Below are 17,282 nucleotides of genomic sequence, written 5' to 3'. Positions count from 1 at the left end.
AATGCAAAAAAAATCTATACTGTTGTTAATCTCATTGCTATTAACAACAGTAAAAATTCATTGTATCGAAGATATCATTGAAATCAATACTGATGAACTACAAAAAGAAAAATATATCCCTTTTTTACTAAGTAAAGGCAAATGCCAAGTAGAAGATCTGGTAAAGTATACGTTAAAAATGAATCCCTATCTTGAAGTTGAATATGTAAAAACAATTGCTCAAACTTATATAGACGAATCCCTAATTGAAGGAATAAATTATGATATTGCCTATGCTCAAATGCTACTTGAAACAGGTAGTTTAAAATTCAACGGTATTGTATCAAAAGAACAACACAATTTTTCAGGAATAGGGGCCACTGATAAATCAACCAAAGGAAATTCTTTTTCTAATATTAAAGAAGGAATAAGAGCACATATCCAACATTTAAAAGCTTATGCTTCAAGACAAAACATAAATTCCAATATGGTTGACCCTAGATTTTACCTAGTTAAAAGGGGCTCTGCTCCAACAATATACGATCTTACAGGAAAATGGGCCACAGATAAACTTTATGACAAAAAATTAAAAAAAATACTACTGGAATTATTAGAATTCGACAATGCAACAAAATAAAAATAATATATTAGATATATTAGAATTTATATATAACAACTATAATAAACGAGAATTCGTTCATCCAGATCCACTAGAATTTTTATATAAATATACAGAAAAAGAAGATATTGAATTTGTAGGTCTTATTAGTTCTTCATTAGCGCTAGGAAGAGTTGAAAAAATATTATCAGCAATTGATACAGTCTTAAAACCACTTGGTAGCAGGCCTGTAAAAACTCTCAGAACACTTAACAAAGACGATCTATACATCATATACAAAAATTTTAATTATCGATTTTTCAAAACAGAAGATATTATAAAATTACTAACATCTTTTCAAACAATAAAAGAAAAATATTTAACAATTGAAAATTTACTTTATAAGATTTATAAAAAAAATAAAAATTTCATATCAAGCTTAAATGAGTTAATAACGCAAATGGAAAACGTCAATAAACATTCATTTGGCATAATGTTACCAAAACCTTCAAGAGGAAGTGCTTGTAAAAGATTATTTCTATTCTTAAGGTGGATGATAAGAAAAGATAATATTGACTTAGGAATTTGGGATAAATTTAACCCATCAGATTTAATAGTCCCAATGGATACCCACATGACAGATATCTCATCAAAACTATTTAATCTCCAAAATACCAAAAATGTAAGTCTTAAAAGAGCAATAGAAGTCACAAAACACTTTGCAAAGATGAACAGCAATGATCCTGTGAAATATGATTTTTCCTTAACTCGATTTGGAATAAACAGAGAATTTAATAAAGAAGAACTATTTACAAATCTATTTAAAATTTAAATACTGAAAATTAAAAGAAAAGGTACTAATTATTGCTTTTGTGCATTCCCCAAAATCTTAATGCCTTCAAGGGTTAAATACATGTTAGATATAAAATCCACATTTATTAAAGGTAAGACCAAGTGAGAATTTCCACCTGTAATTATCAATTTAAATTTCCTATTATAAGTAAGCATGAGTTCATGATAAACACCTTCTATTAAATACTTATACTGATAAATTACACCACTATTTACACTATCAATAGTTGATAATCCTAACAATTTTTTGGGGACTTCAAGATCAAAATCATTTAAAAGATATGCCTTTTGAATTAATGAATCTAAACTAGTGAAAGGACCACCATTAATAAGACCGCCAAGTATACCTTCCTTTCTGCTGATTGCAAAAATCGTACAAGCCGTTCCAAGATCTGCTACTAAAGCATTATCAATATTATAATATTCAATAGCTCCAACAAGATTGGCAAAAACATCAGCTCCTAATACAAATCGATCACTATTATAAAAATTAAAACTTAAATCATAATTCAAATCAAATCTAATAAACAAAGGCTTTATTTTATAAAGGGCAACAATTACATCTGTAATAACTCTATCAATAACAGGAACAACACTACTTACGAATACCCTATCAATCTCATAGTCAAATTTATCTTTAAGAAACTCATAAAGCTCCTCAAAGCTTAAATCATGTTTTGTATTAAGCCTGTAAAACACATGTATTTTATCCATTACATACACTGCAAAAGATATACTTGTGTTTCCAATATCAATGATTAGCTGTGATTCACCTACGAGGTTACTCATCAATATTATTCAATACCTTTGCATTATCAAATCTTAAAAGAATCTTTGTATCATCAGATTTTTTAGGTGTTATTTTTAAAATTAATATTTTATTATCAAAATAATATCTCCATCCATCAGAATATATGTAAAACTGAGGATTGTATACCAATTAATATTTCTAAACCTAACCAAGGTAGGGTATGAAATACCTTTCAAAAAGAAATACCCAGGTGAATTTAAGCTACGATCAAATTCAATAGAATAAAACGCATTAGAAAAGTTAAAATTTACAATTTTTGAGGCACCATAGATCCAATGCCCAATCCCAATATTTGGAAACAAAATAAATTTTGGAACATATTCATTGTCAACAATATCAGCATAATAATTTTCATATGGTATATTTTTAAGCTTAGGTTTAAGCAAAGAATAATAAATTGCATTAAGAGCAAGCTCTAAGATTGAATTATCTCCCAACTTAGAAGCAAGCCTTTTAAGCAAACCTGCAATCTTAAGTGTATATTCAAAATCCCAAGATACGCTTCTCTTACTTCCAGAGACATACGCTTCCCCATCACTAGTTACAGAAAATAAAGTAGATACAAATCCAGTTAACGCCTCTCTCAACTTCTCAAGGACAGAACTATTATTATCAAATTTCAAGAATATAATATAATTAGAAAGCACATTATAAGCTTGAATCAAATTAAATTCAGATGTCAATATTACTTCTGGTTTTCTTAAAATACTTAATATATCATTTAAAATAGAAACATTTTCAGATAAAAAAACTTTCTCCAAAAGATACGCATCTTCTTTTAAATATATTAAAAGCTTATTCGATTCAAGAGAATTAATAAAAGTTTTATTTATAGATAAATAACGAAAAAACCTATTAATCTTTTCTGTATCGACATAATAACTTGCACTTAAATATGTTAAATGATGTTCATTAAGACTCATTAAAGATTTAAGCTTTAAAAATAAAGCTTCATAATCAGGTCTTGTTAAAGACTCAGCTAAAAGATAAATAAATATATTCTCATAAAAAGAATATACATTGCCCTTACGCCAACCACCCTTATTAACATTAAAACTTGATTTATCACTCCATGCATTATATGCTTTATCTCTAAATTTCATTAACTCTGAGTCAAAATCCTCTTTACTTACCTTCTTAATTAAAGAATATATAGCATTGAAATTTGCATTTATATCTAAAGGAATATCCGTAGAAGATTCCTTAGCAGCTACTTCTTCAATAGTAGTAAATTCTTCAACTAAATTTCCTATTTTAAAAACTTCCTGAGGACTAACTAAAATTTCTCTCTCATTCATCTTACTATGCTTTCCTAATGAAACTTCAAAATGATTATCAAAGCCCTTAATAATAATATTTTTATCAATTAAAACATTATAATCCCTATCAGTTTCATAACTTATTAACAGTTTTTTAGAGAGATTCGAACTAACATTAAAATTATTGTCTGAGTCAAATGAAAATAATAAGAAAATATTATTTTCAAAATAAACATGAACCGCATTGTCTTGAATTTTATAAGAAATAGGCGAAAGTTGGAGCTCATTCTCGGGAACAATAAGAGGTTTTGTTTTAGACAAACTTATTTTAATACCTCTTACATTAATAGTAAGACCATCTAAAACATACCTATTATCTTCAAGTTTGCTATTAACTAATAATTTTAAATCATTTAATAAAAAAATGTTTAAACTTAAGGCTTTAAATTGAATTAAAATAATCGAAAATAAAAAAAATATGCCTATTAGCAAATAAAAAAAACTCGAACCCAAATATTTCTTCATATCATTCAATATTAATAATAAAGAATTAAAATATCAATATCGGTTGTATAAAAGCAAAAAACTTAATAAAATTAATAAATATATGTACGATCACTATAAATTAGGAGTAAAAAAATAAATGAAGATTCCAAAAAATTATATTCCAGGAACAAATCCATACAAGTCTCTTCCCAGAAAGCCTATTATTGAATCAAAAAAAATATCAAAAAAACAAGAACAAATCAATTCAGAAATAATGAACGTACAAGAAAGAACACTAAAATTATACATGCGAAGATTACAAAAGAGAGATCAAATAATGCTCCAAAATTTTATCATAGAGGGACATAAAGTTGGTTCTAAAATTTTTAATACCTTACCAAAAATTTTAAAAGAAATAATAACCATAATGAACATAGAATCTTTAAAAGTACTGCTTAAGAATACAAAAAATCCGATTAAAAAACTTTATATTAAGTTTTCAACTTGGACACTAAATAAATTACTAAAAACTATTAATAATTCAACTATAAGTCAAGATAAAAAAACATCTAAAAAAACGTAAAACAATCAACATACTTAATAAATCTTTCTTCAAAAACTTAACTTATATTCAATAACTTACATTTAATTATTTTATTAATTAACTAATTAATAATTAACTCCAAAATAGAAAAATCATCTCTAAATGTATTATACCTTGATAAATTCAACATCTTTTCATAAAGACGCATTAAAATAAAATCATCTAAGTTATATGAATTTTCTTCCAATATTTCATAAAAATCATCGATAGACATTATTGCATCATGTTTATTCTCAACTTCATAAACGCCATCACTAAAAAGCAAGAGATGTGAGAATTTACTCAAGACATATTCACTATCCTCGCAAGAATACATCTCTTCAATTCCAAGAACTGCTCCCCTTGTATTAAGATAAACATTGTCCTTAGAACTTAAAACAACAGCAGGCGGTGATCCTGCTGAAGCAAATCTTAGATGTCTTGTTTTTACATTTAAAACACCATACCATAACGTAATAAACATATCACTTTTAAACTTAAAAAAATAGCTGTTAACATAACTTAATACTTCTGATGGATTAATATTATTATTATTCATAATATAAGAATTAATAACACTTGAAACACTAAGAGATAAAAGTGCAGAACCTATTTCATGCCCTGAAACGTCAATCAAATAAATTATCAAATCATCATCATTAGCAAAATAATAATTAAAAAAATCACCCCCAATTCTTTTTGATGGAATAAAAATCCAATTAGAATTAAAAAATTCGTTTTGTATTTTCTTAGGCAATAAATTCTCAATATAATTTCCAGCATCAATTAATTCACTCTCAAAACATTCTTTACCATGAAGTACAAGATCTAAACACTTTTGCCCCTGCTCTATAACCCTTTTCTTTTCTATAAAACTATTGATCCTAATGCCCAGTACCAAAAAATCCAAACTCCTTAAAAAATAATCATCTACTTGCTCTTCAATAAAAGTTTGAATAATGTCTGTTCTACTTATCTGAGAAATAACAATAACAGGAATCATCTCATAAAGACTATGACTTTTAATATTCCTAAGCAAGTTTAAAATTAAATGTACATCCTCATCCGAACTTAAATCAAGAATAATTAAATCATAAAAATAATTACACAGTAATTGGTTGAACAATCAACAGTATCTGTAGATAAAACAGTATAATCTTTTAAAATCAAATAATCTGTAAGTCTTTTACTATAAATACTATCACAAGAAAAAATCAATATTTTATGACCACCGCTTTTAAGAGTTTGTTTACCTGTAAACGCAGAAGAAAGAACCATATTTTCAAATTCAACCTCAACGTAAGATATTACAGATGAGAGTTTACAAGAAAGGGCCTTACAAAAGGCAATACCAGTATCTTTAATACCAGTATGCTGCATAGAATTATTGATTAATTCCAAAGATAAATATAAATAAGATATTAAATCACATTTCATGCTCCTAATAAGAAATCTACCTAAATCTAATTCTTGAGAGTCTTCAAATTCCCCTTGAAACCTATTAACAATTCCCATTGTTAATTCAAGATAATTTGTAATATCATTACAAAAATATCTAGGGGTTTCCTTATAAAGTTCATAAGAATAAGTATTTAGAAGTAAAAAGATTTCTTCTAGTTTTAGACTAAACTCACTTAATATACTAATAACACATTTACTATTCATTCTGAAGTCAACGCAATTCTTGAAATAGGAAGTGAAATGTCTTTACCAAAAGTTTTTCTAGAAACTTTAATTACCATAGGACTGTTCCTTCGTTTATATTCACTGCTATAATAAAGATCTAATACCTTTGTAACAACTTCTTTCCCAAAAGACTTATACAGCATATCCAAAGGCTCATCTTTAAGCAGGTACCTATACAATATCTCATCAAGAATTTCATACCTGGTAGGAAGAAAATCACTATCTTTTTGATCAGGTTTTAATTCAGCTGAAGGTTCTTTTAAAAGAATATTAACAGGAATGATTACCTTTCCTTCTTTTAAATTAATATACTTAGCAAGATTATAAACATCTACCTTAAACAGATCGCCTATTAAAGAAATTCCACCACAAGAATCACCATAAAGAGTATAATAACCAACAGCAAATTCACTTTTATTACTAGTATTTAAAAGTAAAGACTTATTTGCATTACTATAAGACATTAAAAAGAGACCTCGTAATCGGGCTTGAATATTCTCTTCAGTAATTCCCTTTGTATCAAAATACCCATTAAAAAATTCTAAAACAGATTGAAACATGTTTTCAATAGGCATATCAATTAACTTAAATCCCAAATTCCTAGAAAGGTCCCTTGCATCAGAAATAGATCCTGTAGATGAAAATCTACTAGGCATAGAAATCCCAACAACTTTATGGGCTCCTAAAGCAACACATGCAATATAAGCTACAAGAGCAGAATCAATACCTCCAGAAATACCCAAGTGCACCTGCTCAAATCCAGCAAGCTCCACATATTCTCTTAAAGAACTTACCAATGCCTTAATAAGGTTATCAAAGCTCTTAGACTCAATATCCAGTTCTAAATCATCAAATCCTTCATTCAATATGATATCACTTTCAAATTCCTTAGCCTGTTTTATTTTTCCATATTTATCAATAAAAAAACTCAAACCATCAAATACAATAGAATCATAAACTCCATACAAATTGGCATAAGCAATTTCCACATTATTCTTCATAGCTATCTTTCTTAAAAATTCAAGCCTCAAGTTATTATTATCAATAGTAAAATAAGACTTTGATGGGATTAAGAGATAATCAGATTTACTTAAAAGTTCATTCAATTCTTCATCAAATCCCTTCTTAAAGAAAAATTCACCTCTTAAATTTAAGATACCAATACTTCGACCTTTATAGTCAAATAAAACCGGCACATGGCTTTCTCTAGCCGTCAAGATAAATTTATGATCATTTACCACAGATACAAAGTCACATAATTTGCCCTCATAAAAATCATAATGCCCAAATACAACACAAAGCCTATCATCAACTTGAGCTTTTATAAAATTAAGACAATCCAGAAGTTTCTTTAAAAATTCTGGTCTATGAAACAAATTCTTGTACTCAATGCCTCCAATAAAAATAAAAGGAAAAACCAAAATATCAACGTTATGTTGAAGAGCATAGTCATAATTTTCCTTGAACTCACCCAAAATCTGTTTAAAATTAAAAAGTCTACATTTCGTCTGTGCTATACATATTTTCACATGGTAAATAATACGCAATAACAGAAAAAATTACAAGAAAACCTTAAGTCACACTTACCAATTTCCGAATTCTAATTTTAATACTCCCCAGAGTATCTTAGGTTTATCTCTAGCTACAACTTGACCTTCTTGATCTATCAAAAACTTAGTAAAATTTCACCGAATACCACCTTTTAATTTTGCTGGCAACTTCCGCTTAAACACTTATACAAAGGATGTGATCCTCACCATTAACATCTAATTTAGAGAAAATAGGAAATAAAACACTGTACATTGTCCGACAAAAAGTCAAAATTTCATTATCTGGTCCTGGTTCTTGCAATCCAAATTAATTACAAGGAAATCCCAATACACAAACCACTCTGTGAGAATACAACCTACATAAAACATTTCCAAATCCTAATAGTGTTCTGCATAACTACAATTATTTGATAAGTTCACTATAAGCAATACCTTGTGAATATAATCTAAAAGAAAAATCTAAGATCCTGCTACAAGCCTTACTCTAAAACCATAGATACTCAAAAAACCCCTTAAATCAAGCACATAAAAATAGGTTTTTAAACACAATTCTTTAAAAATAAGACTAAATAAAAAAACACATTAATTATTTTTTTATTTTGACAAAAAAGTACACATAAGAATTTATTAACCATGAAATATGTGTCAATATTATACTATTATGATTTAATAGTCAAAACCAACCCTTTTAAAAATCATTAAAATGAATCAAATTCAAAAAAAAATTTGTAAATAAAAAATTTGTAAAATATTTTCTTTAAATATAAAATGCTTTATAAAAGGAGGTCAAAGTGGACGACAAGGAAAAATGTGAAGAACCTGAAGAAATTAAAGAAAAAGAACATGAAACTCTCACAAATGGAAATAGTCCCAACATCGACAAAAAGGTTATTGAACTAGAAAATGAAATTTCAAATTTAAAAGATTTGTATTTAAGGAAACAAGCAGAATTTGAAAATTTTAGAAAAAGGCTTGAAAAGGATAAAGAAAACTTCATTAAATTTGCAAATGAAAACATAATGAAAGATATAATTAACTTTCTTGATAATCTAGAAAGAGCAATAGATTCATCAAAACAATCAAAAGATTTTGATACTTTATTATCAGGAATTAGTATGATTGAAAGCGAAATGCTATCAAGTTTTGACAAAAAATATAATCTAAAAAAATTTGGAAAATCAGGGGAAGAATTTGATCCAAGCCAACATGAAGCAATAAGCATAGAAGAAAAAGCTGGACTTAAAACCCCTGAAATCGTAGAAGTATACCAAAAAGGATACTGCTATAACAATCGTATATTAAGAACTGCAAAAGTTAAAGTTGCACAAAGTAAAAATTAATATTAGCAATCAAAAAAAGGAGGCTTTATATGGGAAAAATAATAGGAATTGACCTTGGAACAACAAATTCATGTGTGGCGATAATGGAACATGGCAAACCCGTTGTCATACAGAACTCAGAAGGAGGAAGAACCACCCCATCAATCGTAGCTTATACAAATAAAGGTGAGAGACTTGTAGGACAAGTCGCAAAAAACCAAATGGTCACAAATCCAGAAAATACCATTTATTCAATAAAAAGATTTATGGGAAGGAGATTTGAAGAGGTCGCAAGCGAAATCAAAATGGTTCCTTATAAGGTAGAAAAGGGAAAAAATGGAGATGCCAGAGTTAACATTTCCAACATCAAAAAGCAAATGTCACCACCAGAAATATCAGCTGCAACTCTTACTAAAATGAAAGAAACAGCTGAAGCTTATTTAGGAGAAACTGTTACTGAAGCTGTAATTACTGTTCCAGCCTATTTTAATGACGCGCAAAGACAAGCAACAAAAGATGCCGGCAAAATCGCTGGACTGGACGTTAAGAGGATTGTTAACGAACCAACAGCTGCGGCTCTTGCTTATGGAATTGAGAAAAAAAATGAAGAAATAGTTGCTGTCTACGATCTTGGTGGAGGAACATTTGATATCTCAATACTTGAACTTGGAGATGGTGTTTTTGAAGTTAAATCAACAAATGGAGATACCCATCTTGGGGGAGATAATTTTGATGATGAAATCATCAAATACTTAATCACTGAGTTCAAAAAAAATAATGCTATTGACTTATCAAACGATAAAATGGCCCTCCAAAGACTCAAAGAAGCAGCTGAAAAAGCCAAAATCGAACTTTCAGGTGCTCAAGAAGCATCAATCAATCTTCCATTCATTACAGCCGATGCAAACGGGCCTAAACATCTACAATACACCCTTACAAGAGCAAAGTTTGAACAGATGGTAGATCATTTAGTTCAAAAAACAAAAGAACCTTGCATTAAGGCCATTCAAGATGCTGGGCTTAAAGCTTCCGACATCAATGAAGTTATACTCGTAGGGGGCTCCACAAGAATACCAGCCATTCAAAAAATCGTAAAAGAGATATTCGGTCAAGAACCAAATAAAGGAGTAAACCCCGATGAAGCTGTTGCAATAGGGGCTGCAATTCAAGGTGGAATCTTAACAGGAGAAACCAAGGATATGGTACTCCTCGATGTAACCCCTCTATCTCTAGGTATTGAAACGCTTGGTGGAGTTATGACAAAATTAATTGAAAGAAACACAACAATTCCTACCAAAAAGAGTCAAGTTTTCTCAACAGCAGCTGATAATCAAACCTCTGTAGACATTAAAGTATTACAAGGTGAACGTGAGATGGCATCACAAAATAGAGTACTAGGTAATTTTATTCTTGATGGAATACCACCAGCACCAAGAGGAGTGCCACAAATAGAGGTCAGCTTTGATATTGATGCTAATGGAATAGTGCATGTTTCTGCTAAAGACATGGGAACTGGAAAAGAACAAAAAATTCGAATTGAATCATCATCAGGACTGTCTGAGGATGAGATTGAGAGAATGGTAAAAGATGCTGAAGCTCATGCAGAGGAAGATAAAAAACTAAAAGACAATATAGAAGCAAAAAACATAGCCAATTCTTTGATTTACCAAACAGAAAAATCTCTAAAAGAATATGAAGACAAGATAACAAGTGAAGATAAGGAAGCTATTGAAAATAAAATCAAAGAACTCAAAGAAGCACTAGAAGGTTCAGATATATCTTCAATCAAATCAAAGACAGAAGAACTTCAACAAGCATCTTATAAAATAGCTGAAATGATGTACAAAGAAAATCAAGCTAATACATCAAATCAAAGCAATACTCAAAACAATACAAGTAATGAAAGTAAAGAAGCCGATTACGAAGTTGTTGATGAGGATAAGAAATAGTGAAAAAAGATTATTATGAAATTTTGGGGCTCTCAAAAGGAGCCTCAAAAGATGAAATCAAAAAAGCATACAGGAAAATAGCAATTAAATATCATCCTGATAAGAATAAAGATAACAAAGAAGCTGAATCTATTTTTAAAGAAGCAACAGAAGCTTATGAAATTTTAGGGGATGATAACAAACGCGCTCAATACGATCGATTTGGTCACACAGCTTTTGAAGGCAGAGCTTCAGGATTTAATGGATTTTCCAATGGATTTAGCGGATTTTCAGATATTTTTGAAGATTTTGGAGACATTTTTGATTCATTTTTCACTGGCAATCGCGGACAAGATAAAAGCAGGCAGAGTGCAAAAGGTCAAGATATAGCATACCAAATAGATATATCACTTAAAGATGCTTATTCAGGCTATAAAAATAATATTAATATAACAAGAAATATGTTATGCGAATCTTGTTTTGGAAAAAAATCTGAGAAAGGAACCAAGCCTTCAACATGTAATATGTGTAACGGTAGTGGTCGAGTAATGCAAGGGGGGGGATTTTTCAGAGTAACAACTACATGCCCAAAATGCTATGGAAATGGACACATAATATCAAATCCTTGCAAATCATGCAAAGGAACGGGCAGTATTAAGCATAAAGAAACAATAGAACTCAATATTCCAGCAGGCATTGATGACTCTCAACAAATAAAAATGAGAGGAAAGGGGAGTGTAAATCCTGAAAATCAACAATATGGGGATTCTATATAAGAATATCGATAAAACCTCATAAAATTTTCAAAAGAGAAGGAAAAGATTGCTTGCAATTCTTCCGATAAGTTTTACTCAAGCAGCACTTGGAAAAGAGATCAAAATACACACATTATCAGAAAAAGAAATTGCACTAAAAATTCCAAAGGGCATAGAAAATGATGAAAAAATTATCATCAAGAATGAAGGCATGCCAATATTACATACAGAAAAATTTGGACATCTGCTCTTAATTATTAAGATCAAAACTCCTAAAAATTTAAGTTATAATGCTATTAATCTGTTGGAAGCTTTAAGCAACGAAATCAAAGACGTTGATGAGATTACCTTAAATAAAATTTAGTATGTATATTACACACGCCAATTCAATCACTGAAAGCATAAAAAACAATCAAGGACTTGAGTTATATATTTCAAAGACAAATCCAAAAAGCATAACCATTGAAAAACTAGCTAAAAAACATAACATTAAAATAACTAAAATAAACGATCTTGATAAGATAATTGGTAGCAATAATCATAGAGGTTTTGCATTAAAACTAAAATTACATAACACTAACAATCAAAATAAGGACTTAGAAAAATTTTTAGATGAATTTCAAAATAAAAATAGCGTATTTATTTTAATACTTGATGGAATAGAAGATCCTCAAAATTTTGGGGCAATTCTTAGAACATCCGAACAATTTAATATTGATCTTGTAATTACTAGCCAGAGACGAAGTGCAAAAGATAATTTAACTATTTTACGTACTAGCTCTGGTGCAAGTCAATACGTTAATAAATTGATAGTTCCAAATATAAATAATGCAATCAAACAATTAAAAAAGAATGGATTTTGGATATATGCTAGTGATATTCAAGGGACGGCAATAAATACCATTAAAATAAATGATTTTAAAATTGCACTTATTATGGGCAATGAAGGAAAAGGAATACATAATTTAACAAAAAAAAACTCAGACTTTTTAGTCAAAATTCCAACCAAGGGCAAAATAGACTCACTCAATGTATCAGTTTCAACAGGAATTTTAATATTTGAAATTAAAAGACAGCTTAATTTACTTTAACTATATTCAATATTGATTGATATTATTGATTGATATTAATTAACTTAAATTACTATCCCAAAAAATTTCTCACCTCAACAGAAGCCATAAATCCTTCAGCTGCAGCCGTAATAGCTTGAGCATACATCTTGTTGCTAACATCACCACAAGAAAATACCCCTTCAACACTAGTCTTAACAAAATTAGAAGTAGAAATATATCCATCCTCATCTAATTCCAAAAACCCTTTTAAAAATTCTGTATTTGGCTTATAACCAATAGCTATAAATATCCCATCTACATCTAATTCAAAAGTAGAATTATTCTTATCATTCATAATCTGCACTTTGGATAAAGAGTTGTCTCCGTTAGCTTCTATGGCCTCACAATTATATAAGATCTCAACATTAGATAATTCTGCGACACTTTTCTTTAGCATAGAAATAGCTTTTAAATAACCCTTTCTAACAATAACATATACCTTTGTTGCTAATTTACTTAAATAAATAGCCTCTGAAATTGCTGTATTGCCTCCACCAATTACCGCAACAATTTTGCCCCTAAAGAGATGTCCATCACAAATTGCACAAACTGAAATGCCTTTATTCCAAAATAAATCTGAATTCTTAAGAGTATCAAGTCTTTTAGGTACTGATCCTGATGCAATAATAACAGATCTACTCTTATAAACATAATTATCAGTAAAGAGATAAAAAAGATTATCTCTCTTTTCAATAATTCTTACAACCTCAAAATAAGTAGTAGCACCCAAATTAATTACCTGTTCTTTCATATTCAACATCAATTCCCTTCCATTCACACCATTTTTAAACCCTGGATAATTATATACTTCTGTGGTAGTTGTAAGCTGTCCTCCAGGTTCAGGGCCTTCTAAAACAACAGTTTTATATCCACTCATAACAGTATAGATCCCAGCTGTAAGTCCCGCAGGCCCTGAACCCACAATTATCACATCTTCAATAGAATCCATCTCTGTTCTTATAGTCTCTTTACTCAACTTTATGTCCAGTGACTCGAATTTTAACATAAATATCTCTTATCCCCCATTAACTCATCAAAATATGCTACATAAAATATATAAATATGAATACACCCATTAATAATAAAATTCTACTTAAAGTAATTTAAAGCTATCCAAAACAATGTAAAAGCTTATTAAGATTAATTTCTAGAACACAACATGGAACCATAATTCCAAAATTATTCAATATATAAGGTGATACCTCGCCAAAGCTACCTAACACACTATCGCCTATTAAGATATTAGCTCCCCTACCACCTATGTAAAGAGTCTTATCTGATTCTCTTAATGTAAATTCAATATTTAAATAATAAAAAAGCGATGAAACTAAAGCATTAATATCATTAAATGAAAATTTTTTATCAGCCATCAAAAAAGCCAAGTTGTCATAAGTAATACTACCATCCACGCTATTTAAATCCTTTAAAGCTACCTTCCCAATCTCAAAAATTTTATGAGGATAAGGAAAATTTGAACTAATACTCTCAGATTTAAGCAAGTCAGGCACTATAGAGCCTCTAACATACTCATACCCTTCTGTCATTGGATTAGACACTTTTAACAAATTATCTCCCTTAATATTCATCTTCTCAATAAAATCAGATTTAGAACCAAGATAATTATAAATCATCTCCTGAAATCCCATTCCAATCATTAAATTCCTAATTTTTCTTGAAAATTCTTCTATCGGAGTCAATTTCCCTATAGTAAAACTCTTAGGAAGCTCTGGTTTAAAACTATTAAGTCCCCTACCTATCATTATTTCTTCAATAACATCCACTGCATGAAAAAAATCATTCCTATAAACAGGGGGAACAACATAAAATTTATCGGGTTCCTTCAAGTAAGATGCTACTCCTAATTTTTTTAAGTCAAGACACATATCATTTGCTGTAAAATCACTGCCAAGTATCTTATTAACGCTATTAACACTAACCTCTATAGCATCCTGAAAATAATAAGGACTGATTATTTCCCTACCAAATAAGGTTTCCTCAGGAAAAGTGGTCTTTACTGGCAAAATTTCAAATCCCATATCATGCAAATCACAAGCAACAACCGATAAAGATAATAAAGTAGCTTCCAGATTAGTTCCTGTAACTTCAATAAATAAATCAGTATCACCTACCCTTAAAGTCCCAATATCATGAGAATTAATTACCGGAGGATAAGAGAGAACCTGAGCATTACAATCTAACAACAAAGGATACAAATTAAAGTCTTTTAAAATAAGTGAATATTCTATTCCCTTAGGATGTACCTTATTGATCCCTTCAATAGACATTTCACGATCCATACCTAAAGGAACAAATTTATAATCTCCATTACACGCAATATAATTTAATGGAAACTTGATAGAAGCTGATGAGTACATTCCCATCGCAACCCTCTTACGCTTTTGTCCATAGTTATGACAAAGTTTTTCCTGTAATTGGATTAAAGTCTCAAGCATTTGCTCGTTGTAAATCATACCCTTAGCTAAAAATCCAAAAATAAAAGGCCTAATCCCAAATACTTCAGAACTGACCAAAATTTCACCATAAAATTTCTGCAAACTACCTGCCATTGATATAAACTCAAATGAAGGCAATTTGCCTAAAAGATATGTCTTAATTTGACGAGCAAGTCCTGTATAAGACCACAAATCAGGTCTATTCGTATCATTAAATTCAATTTTTATTTTATCATTTATAGTATCAAACTCACAAACTTCAGCCTTAATCATCTCAAGGACAGATATAATCTCATCATTTGTTAAATTTTTTCCTATTTTTTCTAATAAAAGACCTTTATAAACTTCAATCTTAGGCATTTGCTTTTCCTCGCCTCAATACAACATCACCAATATTATGGGTAAAAAGCTCTCTTAAATCATTTAAACCCAAATACATCAAAGCCATTCTATCAATACCAATACCCCAAGCAATAACGGGCACATCAATTCCAAAAGGTTTTGTAACCTCTGGTCTAAAAATACCGCTTCCGCCTAATTCAAACCAACCAAGGACAGGATGCTTCACATGTACTTCAATTGAAGGCTCTGTAAATGGAAAATAAGCAGGCACATATTTCACGTCAGTAGCACCAGCTAGTTCTTTAGCAAAAATTTCAAGAAGACCTAATAAAGTCTTAATATTAACATCATCACCAATAACAATCCCTTCTGTTTGATAAAAATCAACTCCATGAGTAGCATCAACTTGATCATATCTAAAACACCTAACAATTCCAAAATACTTACCAGGATTTTTAATGTCAACTAATTGTTTTGCTGAAAGCACCGTACCTTGCGTTCTAAGCACCAATCTCTTTGAAATACTCTTACTAAAATCATATCTCCAACCTCTTGATCCCGTAGTATAACCATTTTCATGAGCAGACTTAACATTAGAAAAGTAAGGTTCGGGCAAGGACTTTAGTGAACTTGGTTCTTTTATATAATAAACATCCTTTACATCACGTGCAGGATGAAATTGGGGCATAAAAAGAGCATCATTATTAAAAAATTCACTTTCAACTAAAGGACCATCAAACTCTTCAAACCCAAAACTTACAAGCCTATCTTTAACTTTAGAAATATATTCTGAGTAAGGATTCACACGCCCAATAAAAGCCTTACTTGATGCAATATGAATATTATAAGCCCTAAATTTTCTATTTTCATAAGATTTACTTTTTAATATTTCAGGGGTTAATTTTACAATCTCATCACCTTCGATAGCACGCTTTTTAAGCTCAGATTTTATTTCTGATCCAAATTGAGAAAATTTAAATTTTAAATCTAATTTTTCTATTATCTTAAATAAAGCATCATTAGCGCCCTTCTTCTTAGAATGATTAGAAATAACTAGCAATTCATCTCTAGATAAATCATCCTCTAAAAGAGCCCCCTCTTTAGCTTTGATAAGTAATTCTTTAACTATCTTGTAACTACCACGACTTAAGTCCTTAACAACAATCTCTTTATCTAGTCCCAAGGAAAGAACTCCCTCCTTAGACAAATTACCAAAAGCCTTACCAGTATCCTTAACATCAAGCCCTAATTCCTTAGATAAATTGGCAACTAAAACTGCTTTTCTAGACACAAGACTAATGATTCTCTCTTCAATTAAACCATTATTTAAAGCATCAATACCTCTTTCGGTCAAACGATAAAACACATTATTCTTTCTAAAAGTTTCGCTGAGAATACCTTTAGCAACAAGCCATTCAATTGTTTTATTTGACTGTCCTTCATTATAATGTAAATCAGAAATAAGCCTTAATGCATAAATTTCATCTCCTTCCTTATAACTTAAAATGACCTTTGTCTCAAGAGGATGCAATGTCTTTACTATCTCAAAATCACTTTCCATAAAGTTAT

The 17,282-nt window shown here is 29.8% G+C and carries 15 protein-coding genes and 1 pseudogene; 7 read left to right on the top strand and 9 right to left on the bottom strand.

Translation table 11 applies throughout. The features are described 5' to 3' along the window. Window position 1: 1 nt before the first annotated feature. Both ACWUD1_RS02690 and ACWUD1_RS02685 read left to right on the top strand, forming a co-directional pair. Window positions 2-616, top strand: a complete 615-nt coding sequence (locus ACWUD1_RS02690) for a glucosaminidase domain-containing protein (RefSeq protein ID WP_472756311.1) — start codon at window positions 2-4, stop codon at window positions 614-616. Then, window positions 603-1,409: a TIGR02757 family protein gene (locus tag ACWUD1_RS02685; RefSeq protein ID WP_472756310.1), complete on the top strand. Its 807-nt coding sequence runs from the start codon at window positions 603-605 to the stop codon at window positions 1,407-1,409. Before ACWUD1_RS02690 ends, ACWUD1_RS02685 begins: the two co-directional genes overlap by 14 nt. Window positions 1,410-1,438: 29 nt before the next feature. On the opposite strand, the gene ACWUD1_RS02680 is transcribed toward ACWUD1_RS02685, so the two are convergent. After that, window positions 1,439-2,218 (bottom strand): type III pantothenate kinase, encoded by a 780-nt coding sequence (locus ACWUD1_RS02680; protein WP_472756309.1) that lies wholly within the window; start codon window positions 2,216-2,218, stop codon window positions 1,439-1,441. A gap of 81 nt (window positions 2,219-2,299) precedes the next feature. Continuing rightward, on the bottom strand, window positions 2,300-4,024 hold the full coding sequence (locus ACWUD1_RS02675) for a hypothetical protein (protein WP_472756308.1): 1,725 nt from the start codon (window positions 4,022-4,024) through the stop codon (window positions 2,300-2,302). A gap of 118 nt (window positions 4,025-4,142) precedes the next feature. On the opposite strand from ACWUD1_RS02675, the gene ACWUD1_RS02670 reads away from it, so the two are divergent. Further along, window positions 4,143-4,568: a hypothetical protein gene (locus ACWUD1_RS02670; RefSeq protein ID WP_472756307.1), complete on the top strand. Its 426-nt coding sequence runs from the start codon at window positions 4,143-4,145 to the stop codon at window positions 4,566-4,568. 82 nt (window positions 4,569-4,650) lie between these two features. Here the strand turns inward: ACWUD1_RS02670 and ACWUD1_RS02665 are convergent, their stop codons facing one another. The 4 genes from ACWUD1_RS02665 to ACWUD1_RS02650 all read right to left on the bottom strand — a co-directional run bounded on the left by ACWUD1_RS02665 (window position 4,651) and on the right by ACWUD1_RS02650 (window position 8,075). Further along, on the bottom strand, window positions 4,651-5,694 hold the full coding sequence (locus ACWUD1_RS02665; protein WP_472756306.1) for a PP2C family protein-serine/threonine phosphatase: 1,044 nt from the start codon (window positions 5,692-5,694) through the stop codon (window positions 4,651-4,653). Further along, on the bottom strand, window positions 5,655-6,233 hold the full coding sequence (locus tag ACWUD1_RS02660) for a hypothetical protein (protein WP_472756305.1): 579 nt from the start codon (window positions 6,231-6,233) through the stop codon (window positions 5,655-5,657). Before ACWUD1_RS02660 ends, ACWUD1_RS02665 begins: the two co-directional genes overlap by 40 nt. Further along, on the bottom strand, window positions 6,230-7,783 hold the full coding sequence (nadE, locus tag ACWUD1_RS02655; protein ID WP_472756304.1) for an NAD(+) synthase: 1,554 nt from the start codon (window positions 7,781-7,783) through the stop codon (window positions 6,230-6,232). Before nadE ends, ACWUD1_RS02660 begins: the two co-directional genes overlap by 4 nt. Before the next feature lie 196 nt (window positions 7,784-7,979). Next, a complete protein-coding gene (locus ACWUD1_RS02650) occupies window positions 7,980-8,075 on the bottom strand; it encodes a hypothetical protein (protein WP_472756918.1) in 96 nt (31 codons plus the stop codon). Window positions 8,076-8,631: 556 nt separating this feature from the next. Here ACWUD1_RS02650 and ACWUD1_RS02645 point away from each other — a divergent pair. The 4 genes and pseudogenes from ACWUD1_RS02645 to rlmB all read left to right on the top strand — a co-directional run bounded on the left by ACWUD1_RS02645 (window position 8,632) and on the right by rlmB (window position 12,897). Next, window positions 8,632-9,144 (top strand): nucleotide exchange factor GrpE, encoded by a 513-nt coding sequence (locus ACWUD1_RS02645; RefSeq protein WP_472756917.1) that lies wholly within the window; start codon window positions 8,632-8,634, stop codon window positions 9,142-9,144. Window positions 9,145-9,173: 29 nt separating this feature from the next. Further along, complete coding sequence (gene dnaK, locus ACWUD1_RS02640) at window positions 9,174-11,072, top strand: molecular chaperone DnaK (RefSeq protein ID WP_472756303.1); 1,899 nt, start codon at window positions 9,174-9,176, stop codon at window positions 11,070-11,072. Continuing rightward, window positions 11,072-12,170 (top strand): annotated as a pseudogene (dnaJ, locus tag ACWUD1_RS02635) (molecular chaperone DnaJ). Before dnaK ends, dnaJ begins: the two are co-directional and overlap by 1 nt. 1 nt (window position 12,171) lies before the next feature. Further along, the gene (gene rlmB / locus ACWUD1_RS02630) at window positions 12,172-12,897 is read left to right on the top strand and encodes a 23S rRNA (guanosine(2251)-2'-O)-methyltransferase RlmB (protein ID WP_472756302.1); all 726 of its coding nucleotides are present in this window, start codon (window positions 12,172-12,174) and stop codon (window positions 12,895-12,897) included. A 52-nt stretch (window positions 12,898-12,949) separates the two neighbouring features. On the opposite strand, the gene trxB is transcribed toward rlmB, so the two are convergent. The 3 genes from trxB to pheS form a co-directional block, all read right to left on the bottom strand. Next, window positions 12,950-13,924, bottom strand: a complete 975-nt coding sequence (trxB, locus tag ACWUD1_RS02625; protein ID WP_472756301.1) for a thioredoxin-disulfide reductase — start codon at window positions 13,922-13,924, stop codon at window positions 12,950-12,952. A 103-nt stretch (window positions 13,925-14,027) separates the two neighbouring features. Next, window positions 14,028-15,731 carry a phenylalanine--tRNA ligase subunit beta gene (gene pheT / locus ACWUD1_RS02620; protein WP_472756300.1) on the bottom strand — a complete coding sequence of 568 codons (1,704 nt, stop codon included), beginning with the start codon at window positions 15,729-15,731 and terminating at the stop codon, window positions 14,028-14,030. After that, on the bottom strand, window positions 15,724-17,274 hold the full coding sequence (pheS, locus tag ACWUD1_RS02615; RefSeq protein WP_472756299.1) for a phenylalanine--tRNA ligase subunit alpha: 1,551 nt from the start codon (window positions 17,272-17,274) through the stop codon (window positions 15,724-15,726). Before pheS ends, pheT begins: the two co-directional genes overlap by 8 nt. Window positions 17,275-17,282: the final 8 nt, after the last annotated feature.

It is taken from the genome of Borrelia tillae (assembly GCF_055693965.1).
Note: the sequence above shows the minus strand (reverse complement) of the source record. Positions and strands in the feature narration are given on the sequence as shown.

Bases quoted from the DNA above. Each gene is read 5' to 3' on its own strand.
- pheS (WP_472756299.1), bottom strand. From the start codon at position 17,274: ATGGAAAGTGATTTTGAGATAGTAAAGACATTGCATCCTCTTGAGACA.
- trxB (WP_472756301.1), bottom strand. From the start codon at position 13,924: ATGTTAAAATTCGAGTCACTGGACATAAAGTTGAGTAAAGAGACTATA.
- dnaK (WP_472756303.1), top strand. From the start codon at position 9,174: ATGGGAAAAATAATAGGAATTGACCTTGGAACAACAAATTCATGTGTG.
- ACWUD1_RS02660 (WP_472756305.1), bottom strand. From the start codon at position 6,233: ATGAATAGTAAATGTGTTATTAGTATATTAAGTGAGTTTAGTCTAAAA.
- ACWUD1_RS02690 (WP_472756311.1), top strand. From the start codon at position 2: ATGCAAAAAAAATCTATACTGTTGTTAATCTCATTGCTATTAACAACA.
- ACWUD1_RS02680 (WP_472756309.1), bottom strand. From the start codon at position 2,218: ATGAGTAACCTCGTAGGTGAATCACAGCTAATCATTGATATTGGAAAC.
- ACWUD1_RS02675 (WP_472756308.1), bottom strand. From the start codon at position 4,024: ATGAAGAAATATTTGGGTTCGAGTTTTTTTTATTTGCTAATAGGCATA.
- pheT (WP_472756300.1), bottom strand. From the start codon at position 15,731: ATGCCTAAGATTGAAGTTTATAAAGGTCTTTTATTAGAAAAAATAGGA.
- ACWUD1_RS02685 (WP_472756310.1), top strand. From the start codon at position 603: ATGCAACAAAATAAAAATAATATATTAGATATATTAGAATTTATATAT.
- ACWUD1_RS02670 (WP_472756307.1), top strand. From the start codon at position 4,143: ATGAAGATTCCAAAAAATTATATTCCAGGAACAAATCCATACAAGTCT.
- rlmB (WP_472756302.1), top strand. From the start codon at position 12,172: ATGTATATTACACACGCCAATTCAATCACTGAAAGCATAAAAAACAAT.